Origin of the sequence: Streptomyces sp. NPDC056061, assembly GCF_042266885.1 — a bacterium.
GTDB lineage: Bacteria > Actinomycetota > Actinomycetes > Streptomycetales > Streptomycetaceae > Streptomyces.
This window is the reverse complement of record NZ_JBHJWQ010000033.1, coordinates 13,107-39,895: the sequence shown is the minus strand read 5'-3', so window position 1 is coordinate 39,895 and position 26,789 is coordinate 13,107. Positions and strand designations below refer to the sequence as shown.

At 70.8% G+C, this 26,789-nt stretch carries 24 protein-coding genes and 1 pseudogene; 15 read left to right on the top strand and 10 right to left on the bottom strand.

Features of this window, described 5'->3' with window-relative positions:
• Nucleotides 1–56 precede the first annotated feature (56 nt).
• Genes ACFC79_RS32410 through ACFC79_RS32400 form a run of 3 tightly spaced genes read right to left on the bottom strand, consistent with a single transcriptional unit; the run spans nucleotide 57 to nucleotide 3,095 of the window.
• Nucleotides 57–908: a carbohydrate ABC transporter permease gene (locus ACFC79_RS32410; RefSeq protein ID WP_376247670.1), complete on the bottom strand. Its 852-nt coding sequence runs from the start codon at nucleotides 906–908 to the stop codon at nucleotides 57–59.
• Nucleotides 905–1,819 carry a carbohydrate ABC transporter permease gene (locus tag ACFC79_RS32405; RefSeq protein ID WP_376247668.1) on the bottom strand — a complete coding sequence of 305 codons (915 nt, stop codon included), beginning with the start codon at nucleotides 1,817–1,819 and terminating at the stop codon, nucleotides 905–907. The genes ACFC79_RS32410 and ACFC79_RS32405 overlap by 4 nt, the downstream gene beginning before the upstream one ends.
• Nucleotides 1,809–3,095 carry an extracellular solute-binding protein gene (locus ACFC79_RS32400; RefSeq protein ID WP_376247665.1) on the bottom strand — a complete coding sequence of 429 codons (1,287 nt, stop codon included), beginning with the start codon at nucleotides 3,093–3,095 and terminating at the stop codon, nucleotides 1,809–1,811. The genes ACFC79_RS32405 and ACFC79_RS32400 overlap by 11 nt, the downstream gene beginning before the upstream one ends.
• A 314-nt stretch (nucleotides 3,096–3,409) precedes the next feature.
• Here ACFC79_RS32400 and ACFC79_RS32395 point away from each other — a divergent pair, with 314 nt between their 5' ends.
• Nucleotides 3,410–4,573, top strand: a complete 1,164-nt coding sequence (locus ACFC79_RS32395; protein WP_376247663.1) for a serine/threonine protein kinase — start codon at nucleotides 3,410–3,412, stop codon at nucleotides 4,571–4,573.
• A gap of 10 nt (nucleotides 4,574–4,583) precedes the next feature.
• A complete protein-coding gene (locus ACFC79_RS32390) occupies nucleotides 4,584–5,336 on the top strand; it encodes an HAD family hydrolase (protein ID WP_376247660.1) in 753 nt (250 codons plus the stop codon).
• Here ACFC79_RS32390 and ACFC79_RS32385 read toward each other — a convergent pair.
• The gene (locus tag ACFC79_RS32385) at nucleotides 5,284–6,753 is read right to left on the bottom strand and encodes a N,N-dimethylformamidase beta subunit family domain-containing protein (protein WP_376247657.1); all 1,470 of its coding nucleotides are present in this window, start codon (nucleotides 6,751–6,753) and stop codon (nucleotides 5,284–5,286) included. The genes ACFC79_RS32390 and ACFC79_RS32385 overlap by 53 nt on opposite strands.
• Before the next feature lie 168 nt (nucleotides 6,754–6,921).
• On the opposite strand from ACFC79_RS32385, the gene ACFC79_RS32380 reads away from it, so the two are divergent.
• Entirely contained in the window at nucleotides 6,922–7,794 is an 873-nt protein-coding gene (locus ACFC79_RS32380) for a class I SAM-dependent methyltransferase (RefSeq protein WP_376247654.1), read from the top strand.
• The gene (locus tag ACFC79_RS32375; protein WP_376247652.1) at nucleotides 7,794–8,546 is read left to right on the top strand and encodes a GNAT family N-acetyltransferase; all 753 of its coding nucleotides are present in this window, start codon (nucleotides 7,794–7,796) and stop codon (nucleotides 8,544–8,546) included. Before ACFC79_RS32380 ends, ACFC79_RS32375 begins: the two co-directional genes overlap by 1 nt.
• Before the next feature lie 195 nt (nucleotides 8,547–8,741).
• On the opposite strand, the gene ACFC79_RS32370 is transcribed toward ACFC79_RS32375, so the two are convergent.
• The 3 genes from ACFC79_RS32370 to ACFC79_RS32360 all read right to left on the bottom strand — a co-directional run bounded on the left by ACFC79_RS32370 (nucleotide 8,742) and on the right by ACFC79_RS32360 (nucleotide 11,048).
• Nucleotides 8,742–9,218 (bottom strand): GNAT family N-acetyltransferase, encoded by a 477-nt coding sequence (locus tag ACFC79_RS32370; protein WP_376247649.1) that lies wholly within the window; start codon nucleotides 9,216–9,218, stop codon nucleotides 8,742–8,744.
• A gap of 334 nt (nucleotides 9,219–9,552) precedes the next feature.
• Nucleotides 9,553–10,668 (bottom strand): hypothetical protein, encoded by a 1,116-nt coding sequence (locus tag ACFC79_RS32365; RefSeq protein WP_376247738.1) that lies wholly within the window; start codon nucleotides 10,666–10,668, stop codon nucleotides 9,553–9,555.
• A gap of 92 nt (nucleotides 10,669–10,760) precedes the next feature.
• The gene (locus tag ACFC79_RS32360) at nucleotides 10,761–11,048 is read right to left on the bottom strand and encodes a hypothetical protein (protein ID WP_376247646.1); all 288 of its coding nucleotides are present in this window, start codon (nucleotides 11,046–11,048) and stop codon (nucleotides 10,761–10,763) included.
• Between the two features lie 566 nt (nucleotides 11,049–11,614).
• Between ACFC79_RS32360 and ACFC79_RS32355 the strand changes: the two genes are divergently transcribed.
• The 3 genes from ACFC79_RS32355 (at nucleotide 11,615) to ACFC79_RS32345 (ending at nucleotide 14,322) form a co-directional block, all read left to right on the top strand.
• A complete protein-coding gene (locus ACFC79_RS32355; protein WP_376247644.1) occupies nucleotides 11,615–12,325 on the top strand; it encodes a hypothetical protein in 711 nt (236 codons plus the stop codon).
• A gap of 330 nt (nucleotides 12,326–12,655) precedes the next feature.
• The gene (locus tag ACFC79_RS32350; protein ID WP_376247641.1) at nucleotides 12,656–13,531 is read left to right on the top strand and encodes a glycosyltransferase family 2 protein; all 876 of its coding nucleotides are present in this window, start codon (nucleotides 12,656–12,658) and stop codon (nucleotides 13,529–13,531) included.
• A 179-nt stretch (nucleotides 13,532–13,710) separates the two neighbouring features.
• The gene (locus ACFC79_RS32345; protein ID WP_376247736.1) at nucleotides 13,711–14,322 is read left to right on the top strand and encodes a response regulator; all 612 of its coding nucleotides are present in this window, start codon (nucleotides 13,711–13,713) and stop codon (nucleotides 14,320–14,322) included.
• Nucleotides 14,323–14,351: 29 nt separating this feature from the next.
• Here ACFC79_RS32345 and ACFC79_RS32340 read toward each other — a convergent pair whose 3' ends face one another.
• Both ACFC79_RS32340 and ACFC79_RS32335 read right to left on the bottom strand, forming a co-directional pair.
• Nucleotides 14,352–15,239 (bottom strand): sensor histidine kinase, encoded by an 888-nt coding sequence (locus ACFC79_RS32340; RefSeq protein WP_376247638.1) that lies wholly within the window; start codon nucleotides 15,237–15,239, stop codon nucleotides 14,352–14,354.
• A gap of 51 nt (nucleotides 15,240–15,290) precedes the next feature.
• Nucleotides 15,291–15,560, bottom strand: a complete 270-nt coding sequence (locus ACFC79_RS32335; protein WP_376247635.1) for a hypothetical protein — start codon at nucleotides 15,558–15,560, stop codon at nucleotides 15,291–15,293.
• Nucleotides 15,561–15,879: 319 nt separating this feature from the next.
• On the opposite strand from ACFC79_RS32335, the gene ACFC79_RS32330 reads away from it, so the two are divergent.
• The 3 genes and pseudogenes from ACFC79_RS32330 to ACFC79_RS32320 all read left to right on the top strand — a co-directional run.
• Nucleotides 15,880–16,074 carry a hypothetical protein gene (locus ACFC79_RS32330; RefSeq protein WP_376247633.1) on the top strand — a complete coding sequence of 65 codons (195 nt, stop codon included), beginning with the start codon at nucleotides 15,880–15,882 and terminating at the stop codon, nucleotides 16,072–16,074.
• Between the two features lie 60 nt (nucleotides 16,075–16,134).
• Nucleotides 16,135–18,360, top strand: coding sequence for an MMPL family transporter (locus ACFC79_RS32325; RefSeq protein ID WP_376247630.1), 2,226 nt, complete (start codon nucleotides 16,135–16,137; stop codon nucleotides 18,358–18,360).
• A gap of 106 nt (nucleotides 18,361–18,466) precedes the next feature.
• Nucleotides 18,467–18,640 (top strand): annotated as a pseudogene (locus ACFC79_RS32320) (RNA polymerase subunit sigma-24); the annotation flags it as partial.
• 166 nt (nucleotides 18,641–18,806) lie between these two features.
• Here the strand turns inward: ACFC79_RS32320 and ACFC79_RS32315 are convergent.
• A complete protein-coding gene (locus tag ACFC79_RS32315; protein WP_376247627.1) occupies nucleotides 18,807–19,427 on the bottom strand; it encodes an SRPBCC family protein in 621 nt (206 codons plus the stop codon).
• A 244-nt stretch (nucleotides 19,428–19,671) separates the two neighbouring features.
• Between ACFC79_RS32315 and ACFC79_RS32310 the strand changes: the two genes are divergently transcribed.
• The 5 genes from ACFC79_RS32310 to ACFC79_RS32290 all read left to right on the top strand — a co-directional run bounded on the left by ACFC79_RS32310 (nucleotide 19,672) and on the right by ACFC79_RS32290 (nucleotide 26,687).
• Complete coding sequence (locus ACFC79_RS32310; RefSeq protein WP_376247624.1) at nucleotides 19,672–20,325, top strand: TetR/AcrR family transcriptional regulator; 654 nt, start codon at nucleotides 19,672–19,674, stop codon at nucleotides 20,323–20,325.
• A 270-nt stretch (nucleotides 20,326–20,595) separates the two neighbouring features.
• On the top strand, nucleotides 20,596–22,281 hold the full coding sequence (locus ACFC79_RS32305) for a sensor histidine kinase (protein WP_376247622.1): 1,686 nt from the start codon (nucleotides 20,596–20,598) through the stop codon (nucleotides 22,279–22,281).
• A gap of 47 nt (nucleotides 22,282–22,328) precedes the next feature.
• On the top strand, nucleotides 22,329–22,946 hold the full coding sequence (locus tag ACFC79_RS32300) for a response regulator (protein WP_376247733.1): 618 nt from the start codon (nucleotides 22,329–22,331) through the stop codon (nucleotides 22,944–22,946).
• A gap of 332 nt (nucleotides 22,947–23,278) precedes the next feature.
• Nucleotides 23,279–24,079: an ABC transporter ATP-binding protein gene (locus ACFC79_RS32295; protein WP_376247619.1), complete on the top strand. Its 801-nt coding sequence runs from the start codon at nucleotides 23,279–23,281 to the stop codon at nucleotides 24,077–24,079.
• Nucleotides 24,080–24,125: 46 nt separating this feature from the next.
• The gene (locus tag ACFC79_RS32290) at nucleotides 24,126–26,687 is read left to right on the top strand and encodes an ABC transporter permease (RefSeq protein WP_376247616.1); all 2,562 of its coding nucleotides are present in this window, start codon (nucleotides 24,126–24,128) and stop codon (nucleotides 26,685–26,687) included.
• Nucleotides 26,688–26,789 lie beyond the last annotated feature (102 nt).

Genomic DNA, 26,789 nt, shown 5'->3' with positions numbered 1-26,789 from the left:
CACGAGGTGGACATGGTGTTGCGGGCGGGGCGGGCGGTCCGGGGGCGGGTAGGGGCTCAGCCCTTGACCGCCCCGGTGGCCAGCCCCGCGGCGATCTTGCGCTGGAGCACCAGGAAGAAGACGACGACGGGCAGGGCGGTGAGCGTCGCTCCGGCCATCAGCCCGCCGTAGTCGGTGCCGAAGCTGGTCTGGAAGGAGACCAGCCAGATGCTGAGGGTCTGTTTCTCCGGAGTGGACAGCAGGACGTAGACGAGGACGTACTCGTTCCACGCCTGCACCATCGCGAAGACCGAGGTGGCGACCAGACCGGGGGCGAGCAGCGGCAGGACGACGCGGACGAACGCGCCGAGCCTTCCGCAGCCGTCGACCATCGCCGCCTCCTCCAGCTCCACCGGGATGGCGGCGACGAAGCCGCGCAGCATCCACACCGTGAACGGCAGGGTGAAGACCAGGTAGGTGAGGACGACACCGGCGAGGCTGTCGGTGAGGCCCGCTTCGTTCAGCAGCAGGTAGACGGGGATGATGAGGGCCGCGAGCGGGATCATCTGGACCGTGAGGATCACCACGACGAACGCCTTGCGGCCGGTGAAGCGGAAGCGGGCGAGGGCGAATGCGGCGAGGGTGCCGACCAGCAGCGAGGCGACGACGGTGCCGACGCCGATGACGACACTGGAGCGGACGTTGGGCCAGAAGGTGTCCGTCCCCATCGCCCGCGCGAAGTTGGCGAGGGTGGGGTGCCGGGGCCAGAACTCGGGCGGCAGACTGAGGATTTCGGTCGCGGGCCGGAACGCCGTGAGGACCATCCAGTAGACGGGGAACCCGATGGCAGCGGCCACGACGAGGCCGAGGACGTCGTAGCGGCGTCCGGTCCGTCCCGCCCGGACTCCTTGTCGGTGTCCTGGTCTCATTCGGTCTCTCCCAGCTTCAGCATCTGCCGCAGGTAGAACACGGCCCCGGCGAGCAGCAGGACGACGGTGACCACGGCGATGGCGGCTCCGGTGCTGTAACGGTTGACGGCGAACGACTCGATGAAGGAGTACACGCCGAGCAGGTAGTACTCGCGCTCGGGCTGGCCTCCGCGCATCAGCCAGACCTGGTTGAAGACACCGAGGTCCCAGATGGTCATCAGGGTGGTGACCACCACGAACACCGGCTTGACGACGGGGAAGGTGACGTAGCGGAAGACCTGGGACGGGCGTGCGCCGTCGATCAGGGCCGCCTCCTCCAGTTCCGGGGGGATCTGGGCGAGCGCCGCCTGCAGTGTGATGGCGGCGAACGGCAGCGCGCCCCAGACGACGACCGCGGTGATCACGGCGAAGCCCTGCCACGGGTCGGTGAACCAGTTGTGCCGGGTGAGGGCGACCCCGGGCAGTTGTGACAGCAGCCAGTTGACCACGCCGTAGTCCGCGTCGAAGAGCCAGCGGAAGACCGCCGCCGCCACCATCACCGGCATCGCCCATACGGCGATGAGCATTCCGGCCAGCACCGCCCGCACCCACGGCGACGCCCGCCGCATCAGCAGGGCGGTGAACAGACCGAGCAGCATGGTCAGGGTCACGCAGACGACGGCGAAGAGCACGGTGCGGGCCGTCACCGTCCAGAAGAACCCGTCGCCGAGGATCGTCCGGAACTGCCGCAATCCGGCCCAGGGCGGAGTCGTTCCGTTGAACAGCTCCTTGCGGGTCATGTCCTGGAAGGCCAGGGTCGCCATGTCGACCAGCGGATAGCCGAGGACCACCAGAAGTGCCAGCAGCGTCGGCGAGATCAGCAGGTAGGGCAGCAGGGGGCGTATGCGGCGCCTGACCGGGTCAGCGCTCATTGATCACGGCGTCTATCCGGCGGTCCGCCTCCCGTGCGGCGTCCTGGACGGACGCCTTGTCGGTGGCGATGCGCTCCAGCATCTCGGGCAGGACATTGGACTTCTCCACCGCGGTCCAGCCGGGGGCGAGGGGAGTGACCCAGCCACGGGTGGCCGCCTGGGCCGCCGGACCGTTGACGCCGTCGGCGGCGACCTCGGCGAGCTGGGTGGTGTTGTTGGGCAGGGTGTTGGCGGCGATCAGCTGCCGTTGGGACTTCTCGTCGGTGAAGATGCGGATCCAGTCGGTGGCGAGGTCCTTGTTCACCGACTTGGCGGGCACGGCCAGGGTGGAGCCGCCGAGGAACGGGGGAAGCAGCTTCCCGGACGGGCCGGGGAAGGCGAAGGTGGCGAACTTCCCCTTCAGCCGGGGGTCCCCGCCGGACGTGGGGTCGGTGGCGGCCTGGGCCTCCCAGGTGTTGCCGTAGAAGACGCCGACCTTGCCCTGCCCGACGACGGCCGGCTGGTCGCCGTTGTCCTTGGCCCGGTCCCCGACGTAGTAGTCGTCCAGGAGCTTCTTCCAGGTGGTGAGCCCGGCGACCGACTTCGGTGAGGAGAGGGCGCCGTGCCAGCGGCCGTTCTCCTCGACCGCCATCTCGCCGCCGGCGTCCTTGACGAAGGCCATGGCGGCGGACCAGTAGCGGCCGGGCATGTAGGACGCCGAGAATCCGGGGTCCTTGGCACCGAACTTCTCCTTCAACCGGTCGAGATCGGCGACCAGTTCGGGAAAGGTGCGCGGAGCGGCGGTGATGCCGGCCTGCTGGAAGTAGTCGGTGCGGTAGATGCCGACCCGCGCGCCCGCGTAATACGGCACACAGTAGGTCCGGCCGTCGTGGCGACAGGCGTCGGTGAGTGCCGGCAGCCACTGCCCGGAATGATCGAAGTTCTTCGGGTCCAGCGGGGCGAAGGTGTCGTTGACGATGTAGTTGGTGGTCTCGCTGTTGCCCATCTCCACCACATCGGGCACGTTCCGTCCGGCGAGGACCGCGTCGAGCTTCTGGTTCTTCGTCGTCCACTGCTGGTACTGGACGTCGACCTTCACCCCCGGGTGCTCCTCCGCGAAGCGGCTGTTGGCGGAGGCGACCAGCTTCGGCCAGCTCTCCTTGGCGTCGACCGCCAGCCACACCGTCAGCTCGCCTCCTTCGCCGGAGGCGTCGGTGCCGCCGGAGCCGCACCCCGCCACCGTGAGAAGGAGGAGGGCTCCCAGGACCAGGGACCGGCCGGGCATGCGCAGTGCCATCGGATTCCTCCGTGCGGGTTCGTTGGGGCGTGTGGGGTCAGCGACCGGATCTCTCCCTACCCAGCTGATCGTGGCCCCGCGCGACGCGAGGGGATTTCGGCCGGAAGACAGCGGTGGGAACTCCCTCACGGAACTTGGTATGTACCACTGGGCTGCGGGAACACCATCCGGCACAGAAACGCGCACGACGCACTCAAGCCACACTGACGCGATCGCGACGGCGAGTGACCCGGTGACTCTTGACGGTGACCGACCGGTGCCGCAGGTTTGCCCCCGGCGGCACTCCCGCCACCTCCGACCGAAGGGTTTGCACGGTGACCGAGCAGAGGACGACCGGACCCGACACCCCCGCCCGCCCGGTGCGGGTCAATGCCTGGAACGGCTGGGACCCGCTGCGCCATGTGATCGTCGGCCGCGCGGAGGGCACCGTGGTACAGGCCCCCGAACACGCGGTGCGCAGGGACTACCCCGACGACGGCTTCCCCCTGGGAACGCACGGCCCGATGCCGGCCGACATGGTCGCCGAGGCCGAGCAGCAGCTCGACGACTTCGCCGCCATGCTGCGCCGACGGGGCATCCGCGTGGACCGGCCCACCCCCATCGACTTCACCCAGCAGGTGTCCACACCCGAGTGGACACACGACTCGATGTTCGGCTGCATGCCGCCCCGGGACCTGCTCCTCACGGTCGGCAACGAGGTCCTGGAAGCGACCATGTCGTACCGCAGCCGCTGGCACGAGTACCTCTGCTACCGGCCGGTGCTCCAGAACCTCTTCGACGCCGACGACCGGATGCGCTGGGAGGCCGCGCCCAAGCCACGTCTCACCGACGCCTCGTACAAGACCGGGTTCTGGGACACCTACAACGACCTGCCGACCGATGTGCAGCTGGCCCGGGTCCGCGACTACGACCTGGTGCTCACCGAGGCCGAGCCCCTCTTCGACGCCGCCGACGTGGCCCGCTTCGGCAAGGACCTGTTCGTCCAGCTGTCGTTCGTCACCAACCGGAGCGGGTACGACTGGCTGCGGCGCCACTTCCCCGACCACCGGGTGCACGCGGTGACCTCGACCAACACCCACCCGCTGCACATCGACGCGACCTGGGTGCCGCTGCGGCCGGGGCTCGTGCTGCACTGCGGGGAACGGCTCGCCGACGCCGAGCTGATGGAGTTCTTCAAGCTCAACGACTGGGAGATCGTCGAGGCCGTGCAGCCGGCCAGCTGGGACCATCCGCCGAAACTGTCCTTCTGCAGCCCGTGGCTCGCCGGGAACATGCTCAACCTCGACGAGAACACCCTGTGCATCGAGGAGAACGAGGTACGGCTCGCGGAGCAGCTGTCGGCGTACGGGTTCGAGATCGTGCCGGTGCCGTTCCGGGCGGTCGGGCCGTTCGGCGGCGGGTTGCACTGCGCGACCGTCGACATCGAGCGGGACGGCGAACTGCAGGACTACTTCCCCCGCAGGTACGGGCGATTCTAGGAGCGGGCCGATGCTGGTGGACGGGATCGGCGCGGTCGTCTTCGACTTCTACGGCACACTGGTGCGGATGGTGGAGCCGCTGCCCCCCGACCATCACGGCATCTTCGCCCGCCGGGGCCTCGCCGACCAGGGCGAACTCTGGGGCGACCAGTGGTCGGTGGGCCCCGGCGAGGGCGAGGAGCACACCGCGCACTCCACCGACGAGGCCACGTACACGGCGTGGGAGCGTGCCCGGCTCCGGCGCCGGGCACGGGTCTGCGGAGTGCCCGAGGACGCACTCGACGGCCTTGTCGACGAACTGGACCGGGCCATGAAGGCGATCCGGCTGGAGCTCTTTCCGGACGTGCTCGACGTCCTCGCGGCGCTGCGGAGCCGCGGACTTCTCGTCGGGGTGTGCTCCAACTGGTTCTGGAACCTGGAGCAGTGCGTCGAGGAGACGGGACTCGCCGGCGCCGTGGACGTGGTGGTGGGCTCGGCCCGGGCGGGGGCACGCAAGCCGCATCCGCTGATCTACCGCGAACTGCTGGACCGGTGCGCACTGCCGCCCCGACGGGTGCTGTTCGTCGGGGACATGTGGGTGCCCGACGTGCTCGGCCCGCTCGACGCGGGGATGCGGGCGGTACACGTGCACCGCCCCGACCGGGCGGTGGAGGGGGAGACCCCTCCGCTGCCCGCCGGGGCGGCACGGATCAACGGTCTGGGGAGCCTGCTCACCGGGGCGACGGAGCCCGGTGGCGGAGGCGGTCAAGGAGGTTGCGGGTGACTCGGACGACGGCCGGGTCCTGCTCGTGCCCGCAGACCACGGGCCAGTCGGTGGTGCCGGCCGTGAAGACCGTGCCGCCGGCGGTGTAGAGGCCCATGGTGGCGGCGCGGGGGCTGCTGATCGTCGCCTCGCGCACGGGCCCGTTCCAGTGACCCCACTTGAAGTGGTGGAAATCCTCGTGCACCGGTTCGAGGACGTGGATTCCGAGAATGAGGAACGATTCCGGAGTCCCGTCCTCCCCGGTGGCGCGGGCGATATTTTCGGCATCGTATGCGAAGGCCGCGCCGTCGCATTCGTATCCGATGAGGGGCGTTCCCACTCCCAGCCGGTCGGGGGTTCCCCCTCCTGATCCGTCGCTCAGCCCCGTCCCTTCATAGATCCAGTGGTCGGCATGCTGCACCGTGTATCCGACGAGGGGCCGGTCCCCGGGCCATTCGGTGGCGGGCCACATTCCCCCGTTGCGGAAACTCACTCCGGTGAGCGAGTTCTCCGGCCTTCCGACACCGTCGGGCTCGGGTGCCCACCACTGGTCCGTTGCGGGAAGGTGCGGATATTCCTCGCCGACGTGGTGATCGGTGTCGGATACGAACGCGGTACCGCCGTCCGACGGATGTATCCGCCACCAGCACGTGTTGGCGCTGAGAAAGGCGATGTTCCCGCCGTCGCGGACGAATTCCTCCGCGTGGGTGCGCATCGCCTCGCTCCAGTACTCGTCGTGACCGACGCTCAGCAGCAGGTCGTACGAGGAGAGCAGGCCGGGATCCTCGTGCAGGTCGAGGTCGGTGCAGTACTCGACCGGATAGCCGTGGCGCTCCAGCCAGGCGACGAAGGGCGCGTCCCAGTAGGCGAGGTCGATGACACCGCCCGGCCGGTGGAAACTGACCTTGTGACCAGGACGTTCGTCGCCCCCACCCGCCCGGTGGACCGGATGGTCGTACAGGCTCGCCCCTCGGTCCGTGCCGGGCAGGTCGGCGCGGTTGTAGGCGTGCCGGGTGAAGCTGGACTTCTTGTAGAGGATGCGGGAGCGGCTGCCGGGGACACGCGGGCGCACGACGAAGAACTCCCGCGCGTGCCCCTCCAGGTGCTCCATGTCCAACAGCGGCGGGTCGTCGGCCCGGCCGGGCCGGCACTCGACGAATTCGACGACATGGATTCCCGGCTGCCACTCCTCGGGCACGGTGAAGCCGAGCGGCGGCCACGCCCAGTCCTCGGCGGGCGACGCCGGGCCGGGTATTCCGTCGGGGTGATCGGGCGCGGCGTGCAGGGCGCCGGAGTACTCACCGGATTCCCCGACGGGTATGAGTTCCCGACCGAGCCGATAGAACCGGAGCCGGAATCCGGGGGAGTCGGTGGAGACGTGCAAGGACAATTCTCCACCGACGGCGATGCTTTCACGGCCGACATATCCTTCGATCATGCGGCTCATGCTAGGCAGCTGCCGGCGCGACGACAACGGTGTGCCCAACCAGCCATTCGGGCTTCTTTTTCGGACACGATGGATGCTCCCTGAATCCGCTCCGGACTTCCTGGGTACGGCGAAATCCGGCAGCGGACGGAACCGTCCGCCGATGGGTGAGGGGATCAGATGAGCGGTGAATTCCGCGTACGGGAGCTGGTACTGGGAATCCAGGGGCTCGCGCTGCTGCGTAACGCGGTGGACGGCGACGACGCATTCCTGCGGCAAAGGGTGGAGGATATCCGCCGCTTCGCTTCCGCGGAGCCGGGGCGGGAGCCATTTCCGGACGGCGGGGCCGCCGTCAGCGAACTCGATGCGGCATCGGGGTACGCGGCCTGGTCGGCGGTGTACGACTCGCTGCCCAGTTCCTACATCGAGGTCGAGGAGCCGGTCGTCTCCTCGATCCTCGACGACGTCGCACCGGGCGTGGCCCTGGACGCGGCCTGCGGCACCGGACGGCAGTCCCGGGTGCTCGCCGGGCGGGGCCACCGGGTGATCGGTGTGGACCAGTCCCCGGAAATGCTGGCCAAGGCGCGTGCGAACACACCGGAGGGGGACTTCCGGGTCGGGCACCTGGACCGGCTGCCGCTCGACGACGACTCCGTCGACCTCGCCGTCTGTTCGCTCGCCATGACCCATCTGGCCGACCTCGCCCCCGGCGCCGCGGAACTCGCCCGGGTGGTGCGGCCGGGCGGACGGATCGTCGTCACCGACCTGCATCCGTTCGTGATTGCCCTCCAGGGACAGTGCCTGTTCGTGCACGGGGCCGATGAGCTGGCGTTCGTCCGCAACCACGTCCACCTGCCGGGCCGCTACCTGGAGGCGTTCGGGCGGGCCGGCCTGCGGGTGCGTGCCTGCCACGAGCCGCTGTTCAACGGACGGCTCGCGCCCGGCGGGTACGAGGAGTTCATCGCGGACGCGGCCCGCGCCGCCTGGGACGGACTGCCGATCGTCATCGTCTGGGACCTGGAGGTCCCCACCCCGAAAGAGAGCCGGACCTGATGGCCCTGACGCTCGTACGTCACACGCAACGGCCCGAGCTGTGGGACCGCATCCCGGAGCGGTTCGCCGGCGTGGTGCCCGAGTACAACCTGCACGGCGACATCAACGACGGCTACTGGAACCGGCTGTTCGAGGACTTCCCCGAGTTCCAGTTCCTCCTGTACGACGACGAGCACGAGGTGATCGTCGGTGCGGGCCGCTCGCTGCCCCGCAGCTGGGACGGCACCGCGGCGGACCTCGGCCCGGGCCTCGACGACTCGATCCGGCGAGCCTTCGCGGACCGGGACGCCGGGCGCGCCCCCGGCGCACTCTGCGCGCTCGGCATCGAGGTCGCCGAGGACCACCAGGGCAGGGGCCTGTCCAAGGTCCTGCTCGACGCGATGACGGACACGGCCCGGAGCGCCGGCCTCGATACCGTTCTGGTGCCCGTACGGCCCACCTGGAAGGACCGGTACCCGCTCACGCCGGTCGAGCGGTACGCCGCGTGGACCCGCGACGACGGAACACCGTTCGACCCGTGGATCCGTACGCAGGTGCGCGCGGGAGGCACGGTCGCGGCGGCGTCCGCGTACTCCTCGCGGATCAGCGGGACGGTGGCCGAGTGGGAGAGCTGGACGGGCATGGCCTTCCCGGACGCCGGGGAATACACCTTCCCCGGAGGGCTCGCGCCGCTCCACGTCGACCGCGAGCAGGACCTGGGCACGTACTGGGAGCCCGGGGTGTGGATCACCCACCGGGCCCAGGGGGTGTGACCGGCTCCGCCCGACCGGGGAAGGCCCCGTCCCCCGCAGCGTTGTCGCCTCGCCCGCGTACCTCCCGTACGCGGGCGAGGCCCTCTCCTCGGGCGACGAGGGGCGTGAGGTTCCCGGGCCGGAGCGGTGCTCGCGTCGCGACCGGACGGCCTGTTCGACGAGGCGACCGTCCCCGTCGCGGCCATCAACGAGCGGCTATGACCGGCCCCGCCATGACGGCGCCGTGTAGCAGCGGACAGCCACCGTCCGGTGCGGACTCCACCGCTGCTCGACGGTGGCCATCAGCTCCCAGCCCAGCCGCTCGTACAGGGCTGCCGCCGCGGTGTCGGACGCGACGACGTCGAGCACCGGATGCAGGCCACGACGCCGCGCCTCCTCCACTGCTCGACCGATCAGCAGTGCACCGATCCGACGTCCCCTTGCCTGCGGCGCGACGAACAACCTGCTGACCACGGCGGCCATATCCCGCGCCGAGCCGTTGCGTTCGCTCCACAACATCGGGGCCAGATCGCCTTGGCCGCCTTGCGACAAACAGACATGCCCGACCAGGCCGCCGTCGAGTTCGGCAACCCAGGAGCCCAGCAGAGGACCGTGTGACAGCCACTCACCCGGCTGATCGGGCCAGTTCACCGGATAGCCGTCGCGCGCATGGACCTCCGCGAGGACTCGCACGCACTCCTCGACGTCACCATCGGCCCGCTGCCGGATCCAGTGGTTCGGCCTCTCGTCAGGTACTCCGGAGCCTTCCAAGTTCACCTCCGCATGGAAACACAAGTCACGGAGTCACAACCAGCCACCTTCGACAAGCGCCCTGTCGCAGGGGCCGTCCGGTGGTCTCCGGTGGATTCGGCGCGCGGCGTCAGATGCGGTGCATCGCACGGCGGGGGATCTTCCTCGTACTGGATGTGCGAGAACGATTCCGGCAACGAGGCGAGTGTGTGCCAGGCGGCGTACGGCGGACGGCAGTTCGGCGACACGGCCTGGTCTTCTGAGTCGGGAATTCTGTTCAGATGTCTGAGGGCTGTCCCGGGAGGTTCTCCCCGGCGCGGACGGCGCTCTGCGCCAGGGCAGCCATCGCCCGGACCTCGTCCGGACCCGCCTCGGGACGTCGCTCGGGCGGCAGCCCGGCGGGCCCGGCGGTGGCGATGGCCGAGCGACGCATCCTGCCGACCGCGGCCCCGGGCACACCGCCCGGGGCGGGCCCGAGGCCGCGGGCGGCGTGGGCGGCCTGCCGCCCGAGCAGCAGGCAGTGCGTCCACAACTCCTCGGCGAAGGACCTGCCGAAAGTGTCCGCCACCCGAGCCGCGAGCTCCTCCGGCAGGTGCGCCGCCCGTGCGGCGTCGATGCTCTCCTCGGTGAGCCCGGTCGCGGGCAGGGCCTCGCGCCAGTGGTGATGTCCGCGACCGCCGTCGGCGCCCCGCTCCTGACCTTCCAGCCGGATGAACCCCTCCCCGTACCGCATGTACGGAATCCAGCCGGGCTCTTCCAGAACGCGCCCGTGGGCGAGGAGGGGGCCGGCGTCGGCGGCGGAGGTGGGGCAGACCGCGAGCCGGATGCCCTGGGCCGCGTGACCGTTGATGCTGCTGGTACCGATGTGTTCGACGATGTTCGGTACGGCGAGCAGGCCCATCCTGCCGTGTTCCCGGAAGAAGACGGAGAACAGTTCGTCATCGTGCCGTTCGGCACTGCCCTGCGCGTACGACCGGAAGGCGGCGGCCGTCGCGACCGGCAGACACACCGCCAGGGACGGAGTGAACTCGTCGGGAACCGCCCGTACCCAGGAGGCACCCGCGAGTGCGGCAAGGCGCGCGGCACCACCGTTGCGGGCGTGCCAGTTGGTGTAGAAGACCAGCGCCTCGTCGGGGAACCGGGAAGCGGATTCGGCGACGATCTCCAGCAGTTCGGCAGGCGCGTCGACATCGTCCTGGACGACGAGGTGGTGACTCGCCGCAGGACCCGCCGCCGACCAGGCGACCAGAGCCGTACGCAGGGCGGAGGGCGGACCCTGCGGATCGGGATCGACGGCAAGTCGGTCGAGCCCCAGCCGGCCCGCGAGATCTTGCGCCTGGACGAGGCGAACGGGATGGGTCATGACGGCCGAACTCACACGGGTCCTGGTCATCTGGGTCACAATGCGCTCCTCGGCATGGGGTCGCCGGTCATGCTCGCAGAGCGCGGGCGGACCGGGAGTGGTGTGCCGGGAGTTTGGCCGGATCAGTGACGGTGGCGGTCGCCCCAGTGGGAACGGGCGAGGGGCTCACCATCGACGGAGAATCGAACAGCGCGATGGAGGCCGGAGCCGTGCGCCTCGCCGTCGGGTGCGTCCGGCGAACGGCGGCGAAGAAGCGGGACGGTGACGAAGAGCCAGCACACGCCGATGACGCCATCGGCGTACAGCGCGATGGGTAACGGCAGATGGGTCGCGCCGTGTACGGCTGCCATCGCGAGGACCGAGACACCGGTGCCGGTCGCGAACAACAGGTACCGCAGAGACTGCCGCACTGTGAACGCCTTTCGTCCGTCGTACTGTTGCGGAGAGGTGAACGACAGGTTGCCCGCATCTGCGGCGAACCAATCCAGTCACGGTGTCGATGGGGGATCACCCGGCCTGCCCGGACACCCCGCTGTCGCCGGTTGCCCCCGGCGGACGCGCGGCGATCCGCCGGACGGAGAACGCTGCGGGCCGCAGCCGCAGCCGCAGCAGCTGAGGCGGGACGGCACGGGGGCGGCGTCGAAGGCCGACAGGACGGCTGTGGTGACGCGCCCGGACCGTCAGGGACACGACTTCGGCAAGGGGCGGTGCATGCCGGGGCCGGTGCGAGGGCCGGTGCGGGACCGTGAGCGTCATGCGGCAGACCTCGCGGGACGAGCGCCGCGATACGGAACCCGGCCACGAGGTCCTCGCGGGCGAACCGGGACTCCGCGCCGGAGACGTACAAGTGGACGCCGCGGCCGGAGGGGGCCGCGGAAGGACGGAGCCTGCGGGTGGTGCCGTCTCCACCGCGGTGGCGACGGCCTGGTTGTCGCGCGCCCGCCAGGGATTACGGGACAGCGCTTAGGGTGAGGGGATGCTCGAACCTGATGTGAGGAAGATACAAGCGGTGCTGCCCGCCCATGCGATCGAGATCGGAACCGAGCCGCTGGAGCGGCCGGCGCGGAACTCGGTGGGCGGCTGGCCCTTCTTCGACGACGGCCAGGAGTGGCCGGAGTGCTTCTGCGGTATTCGCATGGCCTTGTTCTTCCAGCTCGACCTGCCGTCGGACCTGGAGCCCTTCGGCGGAGACCACCTTTCGGTCTTCCACTGCAGCATGCACAACGACGCACCCGAACCCGAGACCGCCGACGGCCGACTGGTCCCGCGGTACTGGGACGCTCCGCAGCCGCCCTACCCCCGTCCGTTCTGGCGCGTGCTGCTCCAGCGCGACGCGGCACGGCCGGCTGCGGAGCCCGAACCGTCCGTGTGCGCCCTGCCGCTGGTCCTGCACCCCTTCGCCGACACCCCCGATGAGCGAGGACTGGGAGCCCAGAGGTTCAAGGTGGGCGGCAGCCCGTCCTGGGCCCAGGACCCCGAGCACTACCGGTGTTCGTGCGGTGCCGATCTGGTGTACGTCTGCCAGGTGCCCGAGGGCATGCAGTTCGCCATCCGGCCCGGTCGGCCGGAGCAGCCCTACAGCATCAGTGCCGATACCTACTGGCTGTTCCTCGGCAACGAGGTCTACTTGCTCGCCTGCCCGGACCACTGCGATCCGGCGGCGGCCTGGCCGGTGAACCAGAACTGATCCCGGGCACCATCGGCCCGCACGACCTCGCCGTCGTCTCGTGTTCAGCGCGCTCACCATGGGCGATGAGACACCGTCGCGGGCTCGCCGTCCCGGCAGGCGCGGTGCTTCGCCGAGCACGACGAATCGTTCCACGCGCACGTGACGACACAACGGCCGTCATCGGGTACCCCGTGGGATGCCGCCGGCCATCCGCCCCTCTCGCGCCCTCGCGCCGTCACCGCTGCGCCCCACGCCGGGGCCGAGCTCCCTCATGACATCACTGCGGAAGGTGGTCCCGCGATGCCGATAGCATCGCGGGTATCGCATCAACCACTGGAGTTTGCCGTCATGTCATTACCGCGCTTGGGAGTCGTCATCGTCACGATGGGCAATCGCCCGCGGGAACTGGACGACCTGATCGCCTCGGTCGGCAAGCAGGACGTGGCACCCGCGCGCGTCGTCCTGGTCGGCAGCGCGACACCGCTCACCGACGTCACCCATGACGTGACCAAGATCCCGCTGGAGGAGAACCCGGGCTGCCCCGGCGCGCGGAACGTCGGCCTCAAGGCCCTCATCGAGTCGGGCGAGGTGGATGTCGTCATCGAGCTCGACGACGACGGGCTCCTCATCGCCGACGACGTGTTCCGCAAGGTCCAGCAGCTGTACGCGGCCGACCCCGCACTCGGGATCGTGTCGTTCCGTATCGCGGACGAGCACGGGGAGACCCAGCGTCGGCACGTGCCGCGTCTCCGCGCGGCCGACCCCATGCGGCGCGGTCCGGTGACCAGCTTCCTCGGCGGCGGGCACGCTCTTTCGGTGCCGATGCTCGAACAGGTCGGTATCTGGGCCGGAGAGTTCAGATTCGGGCACGAGGAGTCGGATCTCGCCTGGCGGGCGCTGGATGCCGACTGGAAGATCCTCTACGAGCCGGACCTCGTCCTTCAGCATCCGAAGACCTCTCCGGCACGGCATGCCGTGTACCACCGCTTCACCGCGCGCAACCGGGTCTGGCTCGCGAGGCGCCGACTTCCGTTCCTTCTGGTCCCGGTCTATCTGGGTGTCTGGATCGGGATCACGCTGGCACGCATCCGCTCGCTCACCGGCCTGAAGGCGTGGTGCGGCGGGTTCCTGGAGGGAGTACGGACCCCATGCGGCCCGCGCAGGCCGATGAAGTGGCGCACGGTGTGGCGCATGACTCGGCTCGGTCGGCCTCCGGTCATCTGAGCGGCCGCCTCCTCGGCCCGGCCGGCTGGACACGCGCCCGGACCGCGTACCCGGGCCTCCCGTCCCGGCTCCCGCCGACCGGTACGAGCCGGGCACTGTGATAGGAACCGGCTGTGGCTGACGGCTTGATCGATGTGGTGATCGCGGACGACCAGGAACTGGTGCGCACCGGATTCGAGATGATTCTCGACGCCCAGCCCGGTATCCGGGTGGTGGGCGTGGCGGGCGACGGCGTCGAATGCATCGACCTGGCGAGGCGGCTGCGCCCCGACGTGGTGCTGGTCGACATCCGTATGCCACGTCTGGACGGTCTGGAGGTCACCCGCATCCTGGCCGGGGAGCATGCGGATCCGCAGATGAACGTGGTGGTGATCACGACGTTCGACCAGGACGACTACGTGCGCGACGCCCTGCGGTTCGGCGCCTGCGGCTTTCTGCTCAAGGACGCCTCTCCGGGACTTCTGGTGGAGGCGGTGCTGGCTGCCTCGCGCGGCGACGCCCTGGTGTCGCCGGTGGTCACTGTGCGTCTGCTGCGCCGGTTGGGCGACTGGCCCGCCACGGGCGGCGGGCGGGCCGGGGCGGATGAGGCGGGGCTCAGCGCCCGGGAGGCGGAGATCGTGCGGCTGGTCGCGGTCGGCCGTACCAACCAGGAGGTCTGCGACGAGCTGTTCCTGTCCCTGTCGTCGGTGAAGACGTACCTGGGCCGGATCCAGACCAAGCTGGGTGTCCGCAACCGGGTCGAGGTGGCGGCGTGGGCGTGGGAGCACGGTGTGGTCACGTCCTGCCGGTGATCGGGCCGTGGGCACGACCGCACAGCCGGTCAGAGGGTCTCGTGGGCCGGGTGGCGGGGAAGGCCGGCGGCAACCCGCCACCGCTTGCCGTCGACGGGCCCGGCCCGGAAGGTTCCGTCGAGAGCTTGAACGCGTTCTCGTAGGCCGATGAGGCCCAGGCCGCTGTGTCCTCCGGCCGGGCCGACGGGCCGGTGCCGGGGTGTGGTGTTGGTGATGGTGACGTGCAGCCAGTCGGAATCGGCGTCCACGTGGATGGAGGCGCGTCCCCCGGGCGCGTGGCGGTGGACGTTGGTGAGGGCTTCCTGCACGACTCGGTAGGCGGAGGTTTCGATTTCCGGGCTGAACCGGGTGTTGCGGGCCGCGGCGGTGACGTCCAGACGGGCGGGCGGGCTCTCGGGGTTGCGGCGGGAGAAGTCGAGGACCAGGCTGCCGAGTTCTGCGATCAGGTCGCCGGGGCGCAGGGCGGCGTGGTTGTCCTCGCGCAGGACCCGGACCAGGCGGCGCATGGATTCGAGGGTTTCCGTGCCGGCACGGGCGATCGCGTCCAGGATCGGTTCGACCTTGTCGGGGGCGGTGGCGTGGATGGTGCGGGCGGCGTTGGCCTGCACGATGATGCCGGTCATGTGATGGGCGACCAGATCGTGCAGGTCGCGGGCGAGAGCGAGCCGTTCCGCCTGGCGCACGTCGTGCACGGCACGTTGGCGGCGGGCCTCCTGCGCACGGATGGCACAGCCGAGGAGCACGCAGACGGCGAGCGCGATGGTGAGGACGTACGTGCCTCTCACGAAGGTGTGCGGGGATTGGTCGCGCAGGGGCAACATGAGCAGGGCCAGGACCAGGGCGGCGACGGTCAGGGCCGCCGTCCTGGTGGGCTGGACCTGGGCGAGGACCAGGATGACCAGGAACAGCAGGGCCATCGCTTCCAGGAAGCCCCAGGTGGGCCACTGCTGCGGTACCGAGAAGCACGCTCAGCTGAGCGCCATGGACATGGCGGCGACCAGCACGCCCCGCCGGGCGAGGGAGGGCAGCCGGCGGTTGCCGACCAGTGAAAGTGTGGCCAGCGGTCCGGTGACGAACACGCTGAGCCAGTTCGTCGCCGGCATGGCGGACGCCGTCCCGTTCCTCGGCTCCGGGAAGAGCAGCGCGAGATCGGCCAGCCACGTCAGGGCCAGCGCCACCAGCGCGGCCCCCGCGATCAGGTGCCGTACCCCCGGCGAAAACGGAAGTTTCCAGTCCACGTTCTCAGCTTAGGAACCCCGGCAGGTCGAAAGCTGTCGGCCGATCGGCCGACAACGCGTGTCACAGACCGTACGCAGGGCTGACGTGGCAGTGCTCCGGGCCGGTGGAGGATGAAACCACTGCGCCGGGCCCGCCCCCGAGGCCCGGCGCCGTTTTGCCTTCGGCCCCGACGCACGAGCGGGGCCGGGGAACGCGTGCCGAGCCTGTGGGGACGGCGCCCGGCACGACGGGCGGGGACCTGGCGAGCGGCGACGGTCCCCGCCCCCCATCGCCGGTGGGCGATGAGATCACCACGACAACGAAAGCGCGGTCACGACGATGAGCTCGGACGTCCTGGGACCACCCGAGACCGACCTGTCGAGGGCCGGCCGCATCCGTACGTCCGGGGACATCGCCGCCGCGGTCGACGTGCCGCTCGGACCGTCCACGCCCCGCATCACCGGCACCCACCCGCTCGTCGCCGCCGGTGTCGGCGCCCTTTCCCGCCGGCTGCGCCCGCAGCGGGCGGGATGAGCCACCGGGCGACGAGCCCGGTCCAGTTCCCCTCTTCTCACGTTCGGAGTCTGTTTTCCCATGGCCACGTTCTTGCACCGGATCGGTCGCGGTGCCTTCGAGCGCCGCTGGCTGGTCCTGCTGCTCTGGGTCGTCCTGCTCGGCGCCGTGGGCGCTGCGGCGGCCAACAGCAGCGGCAGCACCAATGCGAGCATCACCCTGCCCGGCACCGAAGCGCAGAAGGCATTCGACCTGCTCGGCAACAAGTTTCCGGCGGCCGACGCCGAGGGCGCCACCGCCCGTGTCGTCATCAGGGCACCGAACGGGGAGAAGCTCACCAGCAGCGCCCGGCAGACGGAGATCACTCAACTCCTGAAGGACGTGCAAGGGTCCTCCCCGAGGATCGCCCAGGTCACCGATCCGTTCCGGACCCAGGCGATCAGCGCCGACCGGTCCACCGGCTACGCACAGGTCACCTACAAGGGCAAGGCCACCGACCTCACCGACGGCGACCGGGACCACCTGGACAAGGCCCTCGACGACGCCCGGGACCGGGGTCTGACCGTCGAAGCGTCCGGAAGCGCGCTCGCCCCGGCCGAACCCGGCATGTCCAGCGAGGCCATCGGCTTCGTCCTGGCCGCACTGATCCTGGTGATCACCTTCGGCTCGCTGGCCGCAGCCGGCATGCCCCTGCTCACCGCCGTGATCGGCGTCGGCATCACCACGAGCGCGATCACCGCCCTGGCGGCAGCCCTCGATCTCAACAGCAGCACCGCGGCCCTGGCCTCCATGCTCGGCATCGCGGTCGGCATCGACTACGCGCTGTTCATCGTTTCCCGCTACCGCTCCGAACGCTCCGAGGGCCACGACGCACGGGAGGCAGCCGCCCGTGCCAACGGAACCGCGGGCTCTGCCGTCGTCTTCGCCGGACTTACCGTCATCGTCGCCCTGGCCGGTCTCACCATCGTCGAACTGCCCATCCTCACGGCCATGGGCCTGGCAGCGGCCGGCGCGGTGACCATCGCCGTCCTCGTCGCCGTCACGCTGGTGCCGGCCCTGCTCGCCCTCGCCCCCGAGCGTGCCCGCGGACGTGCCGCCCGCAAGCAGCACAACGCCCCTGCCACGCACGCGGTGGACGGCAAGCGGCCACTGGGAGAGCGGTGGGCGGACTTCATCCTGCGCCGCCCGCTGAAGGTCCTCGTCGTCGCCGTTCTCGGCCTGGCGGTCGTGGCCCTGCCCGTGACCGAGCTGAAGCTCGGGCTGCCCGACGACGGCTCGCAGCCGACCTCCACCACTCAGCGCAAGGCCTACGACATGCTGGCCGAATCCTTCGGCCCCGGCTTCAACGGCCCGCTCACCCTCGTCGTCAGCGACGACGACCCGGCTGCGGCCAGGACCGCGGCCACTGGACTCGGCGACCGCATCAAGGACATGAAGGCGGTCGCCACCATCACTCCGGCCGCGTTCAACCCCGACGGCGACACGGCGATCATCTCGGTCGTCCCCAAGAGCGCGCCCTCCAGCGACGCCACCAGGACCCTCGTGCACGACATCCGCGAGGTCACCCACGACCAGGCCCGTACCGGCGGAGCCGAAGCCCTGGTGACCGGCACCACCGCCCTGAACATCGACGTCTCCGCGAAGTTCACCAGCGCGATCTTCCCCTACATGGCGCTCGTCGTCGGCCTCGCCTTCCTCATCCTGATTTTTGTTTTCCGGTCGATCCTGGTCCCGCTCAAGGCAGCTCTCGGATTCCTGCTGTCGGTGCTCGCCTCGTTCGGCGCGGTCGTCGCCGTCTTCCAGTGGGGCTGGCTCAAGGACCTCTTCGCGCTGGAAGCCACCGGTCCCATCATGAGCCTGATGCCGATCCTCACCGTCGGCATCGTCTTCGGCCTCGCCATGGACTACCAGGTCTTCCTGGTCACCCGCATCCGCGAGGCATACGTCCACGGAGCCGAACCCCGCAAGGCCATCACCGAAGGGTTCAAGCACAGCGGCCGGGTCGTCACCGTCGCCGCCCTGATCATGGTGTCCGTCTTCGCCGGGTTCATCGGTTCCGGCGAAGCCATGATCAAGGCTCTCGGTTTCGGACTCGCCGTAGCGGTGGTATTCGACGCCTTCGTGGTCCGCATGACCATCGTCCCCGCCGTCCTCGCCCTGTTCGGCCGCCGCGCCTGGCACCTGCCGAAGTGGGTCGACAAGATCCTCCCGCACGTCGACATCGAGGGCGAGAAGCTCGACCGCCGGTCCGCACCGGCCGACGGGAGCGAACAACCGAAGGAGCCCGCCCGGAGCGGCCGGCACTGACCCCTTCAAGGGACGCCCGCACCCCTTGGTGCGGGCGCCCCGCACCACGGACCCACTGCGCTGCCCGCGCTCCGCGTGTCGTGCCGGTCCGTCAGCCGGTCCGCCCGTCGTCAGCTGCTCCGACGGCGGAGGGATACGCGGCGCATCCGAGATCCCGGTCATCGGACGCCTGCACGTCTCCAAGTACCTGGTGGCCTTCGCGCCACGTTTCTGGCCCCGGTCGGACCTGCGGTGGGTCGAGGCCAACGGGCGGACCGCCGTTCTCGTCTCGTCGGCGGGAACGCCATGGCCCGTGACGTCGCGGCCCCGGCGACACGGCTCGACGGCGGTACGCGTGTCGCCGGGGCATCGGGCTCAGGCGGAGGCCGAGGGTTCCCCGGAGCGAAGGCGGAACCCGGCAGGCCAACCGGGGCCTGGTCCGGGGAGGCCTGCAGCGGTTCGCCCGTTCAGTTCCGCCGGTCGTCGGCGCGGGCCTCGGCGGCGGTCTTCAGGTCGTGCAGCCACGCTTCGAGGCCCTTGCTGAGGATTTCCGTCGCGGTGGGCACATCCGCGTCGACCTGGGCACCGGTGTGGGTTTCCTCGGTGCTCACGCGGACGCCGCCCTCGACCTTCGTGAAGTTCCATACGTGGACGCCGTCGATGCGCAGCCCCTCGGCGATCGCGGGGCCGGTCCAGCGGATGCAGGAGTTGGGCCTGAGCTGCTCGACGGTCGAGGTGATGTCCAACTCGGTTGCCGGAGTAGCGGGGTTGGGCGGTATCGGGGTCGTCCACCGGAATGCCGAGCCGCTCCGGAAGGGGCCGTGGTCGAGGCGTTCCGCGGTCTTCACGGAGTCCTGCCAGGACGGCCAGCGCGCCACATCCGTCTGAAGCCTCCAGACGGTGCGCAACGGCGCGTGGATCAAGGTCTCGGTCCTGTGGCGAACACGTGCGTCGGGATCGACACCTTCCCCGCGGCAGGTGAGCGACGTGCCGGGGTGGTGGTGGGCGGCTCCGGCGGGCGCGGCGGCGGTGCCGAGGACGGCGAGGGCGAGCGGGACGGTGAACAGGGCGGTGCGCATGCCGGGCATGGTGTTCCCCTTGTCGGTTGCCGGTCGGGAGCTGTCTGTGGTGTGCGCCCTGGTTGTCGGGCGGATGTCTGTCGTCGGACGGGGCGGTGTGCGGGAAGCCCGTACGGCACCCGCCGAAGCAGCTAGAGGCTTGCATGTTCGTTAGAGGTTATAACTGGCATGACGGTGAGGGGTCAAGGCATTGCGTGATAACCTCTAACGAAACCTTGAAGGTGTAGCGACGTGAGTGGGGAGGTGACGGGTCGTGGGGGAGCCGGATCCGAAGACCCCACGGGAGCGCTACCGCGCCCAGGTCCGCGCGGAGATCAAGGAACACGCCCGGGAGCAGATCGCCGCGGCAGGAGTACCCGCACTCTCCCTCAACGCGGTCGCCAAACAGATGGGCGTGAGCGGTCCCGCGCTCTACCGCTACTTCGCCGGCCGCGACGAACTGATCACCGAGCTCATCCGGGACGCGTACCAAAGCCTCGCCGACACCTTCCGCACGGCCTTCGCCGCGGGCGCCGATGTGGCCGGGCTGGCGCATGTCCTGCGCGACTGGGCCCTGGCGGATCCCCAGCGCTACTTCCTCATCTACGGCACCCCCGTGCCCGGTTACCACGCCCCCGAGGACACCACCAGGATCTCCTCCCAGATCATGGCCACCCTGCTCGACGCCTGTGCGGCCCTCACTCCGGACGGTCCCATGACACCGTTCGACGCCCACCTGGAAGAACACCGGGACTGGGCCGACGGCCACCCCGCCCCGCCCGCGGCCCTTCACCGGGCCCTGACCTTCTGGGTCCGGCTGCACGGCGTCCTGTCCCTGGAGCTCGCGGGTCACTTCGCCGGCATGGGCATCGACCCCGCCCAGCTCTTCGCCGCCGAACTCGACGACCTGCTCGCGCAGCGGGCCTGACGTCAGCCGCCCGCCGCCCGCCACCCGCCATCGGCTCCGGCACCGGGCCGCCGAACTCCTCGGCCAAGCGCTCGCCGTTCCCGTTCTTTGCTGTCAGATGCTCGTAGTGCGGCGGCCGGAGTGCCCAGCGGCAGGCGCTCCGGCCGCCGGAACGGCGTGGCGCGGCGTCGGCCCCGGTCGTCCGGCCGGAGCGGATCTCCGTCCTCCGACGGAGGCGGATCGTCCCACGGGGGTACGCCCGGGGGCGGGGCGAGTACCGATACTGAGGGCATGTCCCTGGTCAGCCGTGTCTTTGTGGCCTGCCTCGCGGCCGTTGGCACCGGGTGGCGGCGCGGGGTCGTGGAAGCAGGCTTCGCGGCAGCGTTCACCGCCCTGGTGTGCGCGTCGGGGCTCACCCTCTGGGTGATGCCCCGACCGGGCGTCCAGCTTGCGGCAGTTGCCGCGGCCGCCGTCCTCTATCCTCTGCGCCGCCGCCATCCGGTACAAGTCCTTCTGCTCTCCGCCGCCCTGGCGGGGCTGTTTCCGTTCCTGGGTCCGGTCACCGGGGCGATCGCCCACACCGTCTCCCGCCTGCAGCTCCCCGGTCGGCGCCGGGTGGGGCTCTGGGTCCTGGCAGCCGCCCTTCCGGTCGGCTCGGCGGTCGTGGCCACTGCAGCCTCGTGGTCCGGCCCGGCGTCCCTGCCCTACGCCTTGGCCCTGGGGCTGGTGCTGGCGGTGACCTCGGTGGTGGTACCCGGTCTGGTCGGCACGGTCTTCGGGCAGGAGGACCGGCTGGTGGAGGCCCTGCGGGAGAGGGCGGACGCGGCCGAACGGGCGCGCGCCCTGGCCGACAGCGAGGCCCGCACCCAGGAGCGGTCCCGGATCGCCTCCGAGATGCACGATCTGGTCGGCCACCGTCTGAGCCTGGCCTCCCTCCATGTGGGCGGTCTGGAACTCGCCCTGGCGAAGACCGCCCCCGCGCTGCGTCCGGACGCCGCCGTGGTGCGCACGACCGTTCGGGACGCGCTGCGCGAGCTGCGTCAGACGTTGGGGGTCCTCGACCCGCTGGGCGTGAACACGCAGGCCGATGGGGCGCTGACGGAGGGGATCGGCACGCGTGCCGACGTCGAGGAACTGATCGCCAAGTCGACCGCCGGCGGTATCGACGTCCGCCTGGAGTGGACGGGGCCGGACACGACGGAGGCGGGCGTACCGATCCGGCGCGCGGTTCACCGTCTGGCGCGCGAGGCGCTGACCAACGTGCACCGGTATGCGACGGACGCCGCGGTCACCGTCGCGGTCACCCACGACGTGGACATGGTGCGGATCGTCATCCACAACACCGCCCCGCAGCGGCTCGCGGCCGTCGAGGGAGTGGGAACGGGCCGGGGTCTGCCCGCCCTGCGGGAGCGCGTCGAGTTCCTGGGCGGGGTCTTCACCGCCGGGCCTCTCCCCGATGGTGGCTTCCGGCTCGCCGCCGACCTCCCCACGCACACCTCGGGCCCGGCCACGACCGGTCCGTCGTCCGGGAATTCCGTTCCACTGTCCGCCCCCGCGGTCTCGTCGACGACCCCGGCGGGGCGACGGAGCCGCCGGGCGATGCGGGCTCTGGTGCTCGGTGGGGCGCTGGTCGGCCTCACGGCGCTGATCCTGGTGGGCATCGGGTTCGCGTACTCCACCTCGCCCGGACGGCCGCCGGCCCCGCCGGAGCCCCGCATCGGCATGACCTTCGACGAATTCCACGGCGTCGGGCGGACCGACTACCCGGGCGCGAGGGCTGCCGCGGCCGGGCGGGAACCCAACCGCCCTGCCGCAGCGGCCGGCTGTGTCTACACCCTCGGCCCGATGCCCGATCACCGGCCGGCCGACGTCCTGCCCTTGGTGCGCTACTGCTTCGACACCGCCCGGCGACTGATCGCCATCGACCCCTTCACCGTTCCGACGGTGCACGACAGCATCCACTGGGAGAGCCCGTGACCGGCACCGCCGCTCCGATCCGTGTCCTGCTCGTCGACGACGAGGAGATGATCCGGGCCGCGGTGCGCATGGTTCTCGGTCACGCGGACGGCATCGAGGTGGTCGCCGAGGCCGCCGACGGTCGGCAAGCGGTCCGGGAAGCCGCCGCCCACCACCCCGACGTGGTCCTGCTGGACGTCTACATGCCCGTCCGCGACGGGCTCGCCACGATCGCCCCCCTGCTCGCCCTGGCCCCCTCCCCCCGGGTGCTGATGCTGACCACCTTCGGCACCGACGACAACGTCCTGACCGCACTGCGCGAGGGGGCTGCCGGATTCCTCGTCAAGGACGAGGGCCCCGAGGAACTCATCCGGGCGGTGCGGGCGGCGGCCGCAGGGGATTCCGTACTGTCCCCGCAGGTCACCGGAGCCGTCGTGGCCCGCATGATCCACGGCTTCAAACCCGCCTCGCCCGAACTCGACGAGCGGATCGGCCGGTTGACCGACCGGGAACGGCAGGTGCTCGCACTGATCGGTGAGGGGCTGTCCAACCAGGACATCGCCAACCGGCTCGGCATCACCCTCGGCACCGTCAAGACCCACGTCGAGGCCGTCCTCGGCAAGACGGGCGTCCCCGGCCGCGTTCAGGCCGCCCTCCTCGCCCACCGCACCGGCCTCGTTCCCTGACCCGGCACCCGGGCCTTCGCTTCGGCGCGGCCCGGGTCCGGGGTCACGCCGCGGCCGCCGGTGCGGCGCGGGTCCCGGGGCGTGCCTTCGTTCCGGCGCGGCGCGGGTCCGGTGGCCGCGCCCCGGCAGCCCTTCCTCCGTCGGACGACAGAGCCGGCGGCCCTCCCGGAGGAGGACCCGATCGCCGTGCGCCCCTTGCTCCACCTGTCCGACGACGGAGCGGAGGTCAGCTCTCGCGAACGATGTCCGTGCAGGTCGGGCAGGTTGACGATGGTGAGTGTTCCCGGCCCGTTTCGATACGCGGCCGCCGCTCGCTTCCTGTCGGAGTGTTCATGGCCCCGAAGTTCTCTCCCCAGCGCCTCCCGCACACCCCCGACGGCCCGTACGGCACTCCCGGCATCGCCGCGTGCACGGCGGACCTGTCGAAGGTGTACGGCACCGGTGACACCGGCGTGGTCGCCCTGGACCGCGTCAGCATCTCCTTCGGGGAGGGCGAGTTCACCGCGATCATGGGTCCTTCCGGCTCCGGCAAGTCCACCCTCATGCACTGCGTGGCCGGCCTGGACTCGGCCTCCTCCGGCTCCGTGCGGATCGGCAGCACCGAACTGAGCGGGCTCGACGACCGGCAGCTCACCGAGCTGCGCCGGGACCGGATCGGCTTCATCTTCCAGGCGTTCAACCTCCTGCCCACCCTGACCGCTCTGGAGAACATCACGCTTGCCATGGACATCGCAGGCCGCAAGGTGGATGGCGCCTGGCTGGACCGCGTGGTGGCCATGGTCGGCCTCTCCGAGCGCCTCGGTCACCGGCCGGCCCAGCTCTCCGGTGGCCAGCAGCAGCGCGTGGCGATAGCCCGCGCCCTGGTTTCGCGGCCCGCCATCGTCTTCGGCGACGAGCCCACCGGCAGCCTCGACTCCCGGGCCGGCGCCGAGGTCCTCGGCTTCCTCCGCGACTCCGTGCGCGAGCTGGGCCGGACCGTCGTCATGGTGACGCACGACCCGGTGGCCGCCGGGTACGCGGACCGGGTCGTCTTCCTCACCGACGGCCGCCTCGTCGACGAGATGATCCAGCCCACCGCCGACCGGGTGCTGGATCGCATGAAGAACTTCGACGTCCGAGGCCACACCAACTGACCCGGCTCCCTCGTCCCTCTCCCTCCCACGCTCCGGAAGCCCACCCATGCTGAAAACAGCCCTGCGCAACGTCCTGGCGCAGAAGGCCCGCCTGCTGATGAGCGTCCTCGCGGTCTGCCTCGGCGTCGCCTTCGTCAGCGGTGCCCTGGTCTTCGGCGAGTCCTCCGTCGCAGCCCACCGCGCCGCCGCCTCCGAGAACTACGCCGACATCGCCGTCCGGATCGCCCCCGGGCCACCCCGGCCCGGGGAGCCCGCGCCGAAGGACGGGCGGCCGGTGCTCGACGGCGCGGTCGCAGCGAAACTCGCCGACGTGGCCGGTGTCTCCTCCGTCCGGCCCTCGATCGACGGTTCGGCCGTGCTGAACGCCGCCGACGGCAACTCGCTGCGCAGCGACGACAGGAGCGGCAACAGGGCGGACGCCTGGATTCCGGGACGCGACGGCAAGGACCCGCGCTTCCCGTTGGCCGAGGGCAACGCGCCCCGCAACGCCGACGAGATCGCCGTGGACAGCGGCACCGCCGCCCGCGGCAGGCTCGCCGTCGGGGACGAGGTCACCCTCGCCACCGACGGCCCGGTCATGACCAAGCGCCTCGTCGGCATCGTCACCACCAAGGACACCCGCGTCACTTCCGGCGGCGGCACTCTGACCCTGTTCGACAGGGCCACCGCCCGTGAGCTGTTCTCCGCCCCAGGCGCCTACTCCTCGATCGACCTGTCGGCCGAGCCCGGCGTCGACGAGTTCGAACTGGCCGAGCGCGTCACCGAGATGCTGCCCGCCGATCGGGTCGAGGTCGCGACCGCCGGCGACCTCGCCGACCAGCAGAACAGGTACAACAGCGCCCGCATTCGGAGCTTCGAGAAGATCGCGCTGGTCTACGCCGTCGTCGCCCTCTTCATCGGGTCGTTCCTGATCGTCAACACCTTCACCATGCTCGTCGCCCGCCGCAGCCGGGAGATCGCGCTCCTGCGGGCGATCGGCGCCACCCGCCGTCAGGTGATCCGCTTGCTGCTGTGCGAGGCCGCCGCGATCGGACTGGTCTCCTCGGCCCTCGGCCTCGCGCTCGGCCTCGGCATCGCCGCCGCCATGCCCCACCTCATGACCGTCGACGGGAAGACCCTGCCCACCGGACCACTCGTGATCGGCCCGACCCCCGTCATCGCCGCCCTCGTTCTGGGTGTGGGCCTCACCACGCTCGCCGCCTGGCTGCCGTCCCGCAGGGCATCCAGGATCGCTCCGGTCGAGGCGATGCGCGATGCCCACCAGCCGCCGCCCGCCGCCCGCTCCCGCTACCGGGCCATCGCGGGGCTGCTGTTGGTCCTCGGCGGCGCGGGGCTGCAGATCTCCCTCTCCGGCGCCGAGGACGCCTCGGACGAGAACCTCCGCAACGCGATGGCCGGCGCATTCCTCCTCGTCATCGGCCTGCTCCTGCTCGCCCCGGTCCTGGCGGGCCCCGTGGTCCGGGCCGTCGGACGGCTCACCGCCCGGTTCGGCATCACCGGTCGGCTCTCCCGCGACAACGCGCTGCGCGACCCGCGCCGCACCGCCGCCACCGCCGCCGCCGTGATCGTCAGCACCGCCCTGACCACCGGCCTCGCCACCATCGGCCACTCCGGCGCCCAGGCCCTCGATCGGCAGGCAGCCGCAGGTCTCACCGCCGACTACCTGATCAGCGCCGACAAGATGACCGGCATCGACCCGGCCACCGTCCGGAAGATCGCCGACACCCCGGGCGTGCGGGCGGCGAGCGCCGTCGTCGACAACAGCCTGATCGTCGCCGGCGACGTGCTGAGCGTCACCGGCATCGATCCGGGCACCGTGAACTCCGTACTGGCCCTCGACTTCGTCGCCGGCTCCCTCAAGGGCCTCGAACCGGGCAGCATCGCCGTCTCCGAGACCACCGCCCGCAAGGACGGTCTGAAGGTCGGCAGCCGGGCCAGGACCAGCCCCCGCCCCGGCAGCGATGACGTCAAGACCTACACCGTCATCGGCATCTACCGGGACAACCCCACGGCCTCGGACGCCATCGGCGACCGGGGCGAGATGCGGCGCGCCGACGGCAACACCGAGTACGTCCAGCGCGTCCTCGTCGCCGCCGACGACGGCGGCGTCTCCCGGGCCGGGCTCCTCGACGCCACCGGCAAGAACCCGCTGCTGAAGATCCAGAGCCGCGACGACTTCGTCCGGGAGGCCGCCGGTGCCATGGGCACCGTGCTCGACCTGATGTACGGTCTGCTCCTCCTCGGCGCCGTCATCTCCGCCCTGGGCATCGCCAACACCCTGGCCATGTCCGTCGCCGACCGCGTCCGGGAGATCGGCGTCCTGCGCGCCATCGGCATGCACCGTGCCGGCATCCGCTCCGTGATCCGTCTGGAGGCCCTGACCGTCGCCGTCTTCGGCACTGTCCTCGGCCTCGCGAGCGGCGTCTTCGGTGCCTGGGCCGTCAGCTCCCTGGCCAACGGCTCCATCAAGCAGTACTCCTTCACCCTCCCCTGGGGAACGCTGCTGCTCACCTGTGTGCTCGCGCTCGCGGTCGGCGTCCTCGCCGCCGCCCTCCCGGCTCGTCGAGCCGCGAATCTCAGCCCCCTGGAGGCCGCCATGGACACCTGACCCGCCGGCGCGTACGAGACCGGCCGCCCGGGTGCCCCTCCCGGACGGCCCGCGGTCCGATGCGATGCCGGCGACCCCGCGCCTGCCACCGACGATCGGTGG

What these genes read in the sequence shown, in the direction of transcription:
- ACFC79_RS32400 (WP_376247665.1), bottom strand. Translation starts at nt 3,095, where the DNA reads ATGGCACTGCGCATGCCCGGCCGGTCCCTGGTCCTGGGAGCCCTCCTC.
- ACFC79_RS32345 (WP_376247736.1), top strand. Translation starts at nt 13,711, where the DNA reads ATGATTCTCGACGCCCAGCCCGGTATCCGGGTGGTGGGCGTGGCGGGC.
- ACFC79_RS32405 (WP_376247668.1), bottom strand. Translation starts at nt 1,819, where the DNA reads ATGAGCGCTGACCCGGTCAGGCGCCGCATACGCCCCCTGCTGCCCTAC.
- ACFC79_RS32365 (WP_376247738.1), bottom strand. Translation starts at nt 10,668, where the DNA reads ATGACCAGGACCCGTGTGAGTTCGGCCGTCATGACCCATCCCGTTCGC.
- ACFC79_RS32290 (WP_376247616.1), top strand. Translation starts at nt 24,126, where the DNA reads ATGCTGAAAACAGCCCTGCGCAACGTCCTGGCGCAGAAGGCCCGCCTG.
- ACFC79_RS32390 (WP_376247660.1), top strand. Translation starts at nt 4,584, where the DNA reads ATGCTGGTGGACGGGATCGGCGCGGTCGTCTTCGACTTCTACGGCACA.
- ACFC79_RS32385 (WP_376247657.1), bottom strand. Translation starts at nt 6,753, where the DNA reads ATGATCGAAGGATATGTCGGCCGTGAAAGCATCGCCGTCGGTGGAGAA.
- ACFC79_RS32315 (WP_376247627.1), bottom strand. Translation starts at nt 19,427, where the DNA reads ATGCCCGGCATGCGCACCGCCCTGTTCACCGTCCCGCTCGCCCTCGCC.
- ACFC79_RS32350 (WP_376247641.1), top strand. Translation starts at nt 12,656, where the DNA reads ATGTCATTACCGCGCTTGGGAGTCGTCATCGTCACGATGGGCAATCGC.
- ACFC79_RS32380 (WP_376247654.1), top strand. Translation starts at nt 6,922, where the DNA reads ATGAGCGGTGAATTCCGCGTACGGGAGCTGGTACTGGGAATCCAGGGG.
- ACFC79_RS32305 (WP_376247622.1), top strand. Translation starts at nt 20,596, where the DNA reads ATGTCCCTGGTCAGCCGTGTCTTTGTGGCCTGCCTCGCGGCCGTTGGC.
- ACFC79_RS32295 (WP_376247619.1), top strand. Translation starts at nt 23,279, where the DNA reads ATGGCCCCGAAGTTCTCTCCCCAGCGCCTCCCGCACACCCCCGACGGC.
- ACFC79_RS32375 (WP_376247652.1), top strand. Translation starts at nt 7,794, where the DNA reads ATGGCCCTGACGCTCGTACGTCACACGCAACGGCCCGAGCTGTGGGAC.
- ACFC79_RS32410 (WP_376247670.1), bottom strand. Translation starts at nt 908, where the DNA reads ATGAGACCAGGACACCGACAAGGAGTCCGGGCGGGACGGACCGGACGC.
- ACFC79_RS32330 (WP_376247633.1), top strand. Translation starts at nt 15,880, where the DNA reads ATGAGCTCGGACGTCCTGGGACCACCCGAGACCGACCTGTCGAGGGCC.
- ACFC79_RS32300 (WP_376247733.1), top strand. Translation starts at nt 22,329, where the DNA reads ATGATCCGGGCCGCGGTGCGCATGGTTCTCGGTCACGCGGACGGCATC.
- ACFC79_RS32325 (WP_376247630.1), top strand. Translation starts at nt 16,135, where the DNA reads ATGGCCACGTTCTTGCACCGGATCGGTCGCGGTGCCTTCGAGCGCCGC.
- ACFC79_RS32340 (WP_376247638.1), bottom strand. Translation starts at nt 15,239, where the DNA reads ATGGCCCTGCTGTTCCTGGTCATCCTGGTCCTCGCCCAGGTCCAGCCC.
- ACFC79_RS32355 (WP_376247644.1), top strand. Translation starts at nt 11,615, where the DNA reads ATGCTCGAACCTGATGTGAGGAAGATACAAGCGGTGCTGCCCGCCCAT.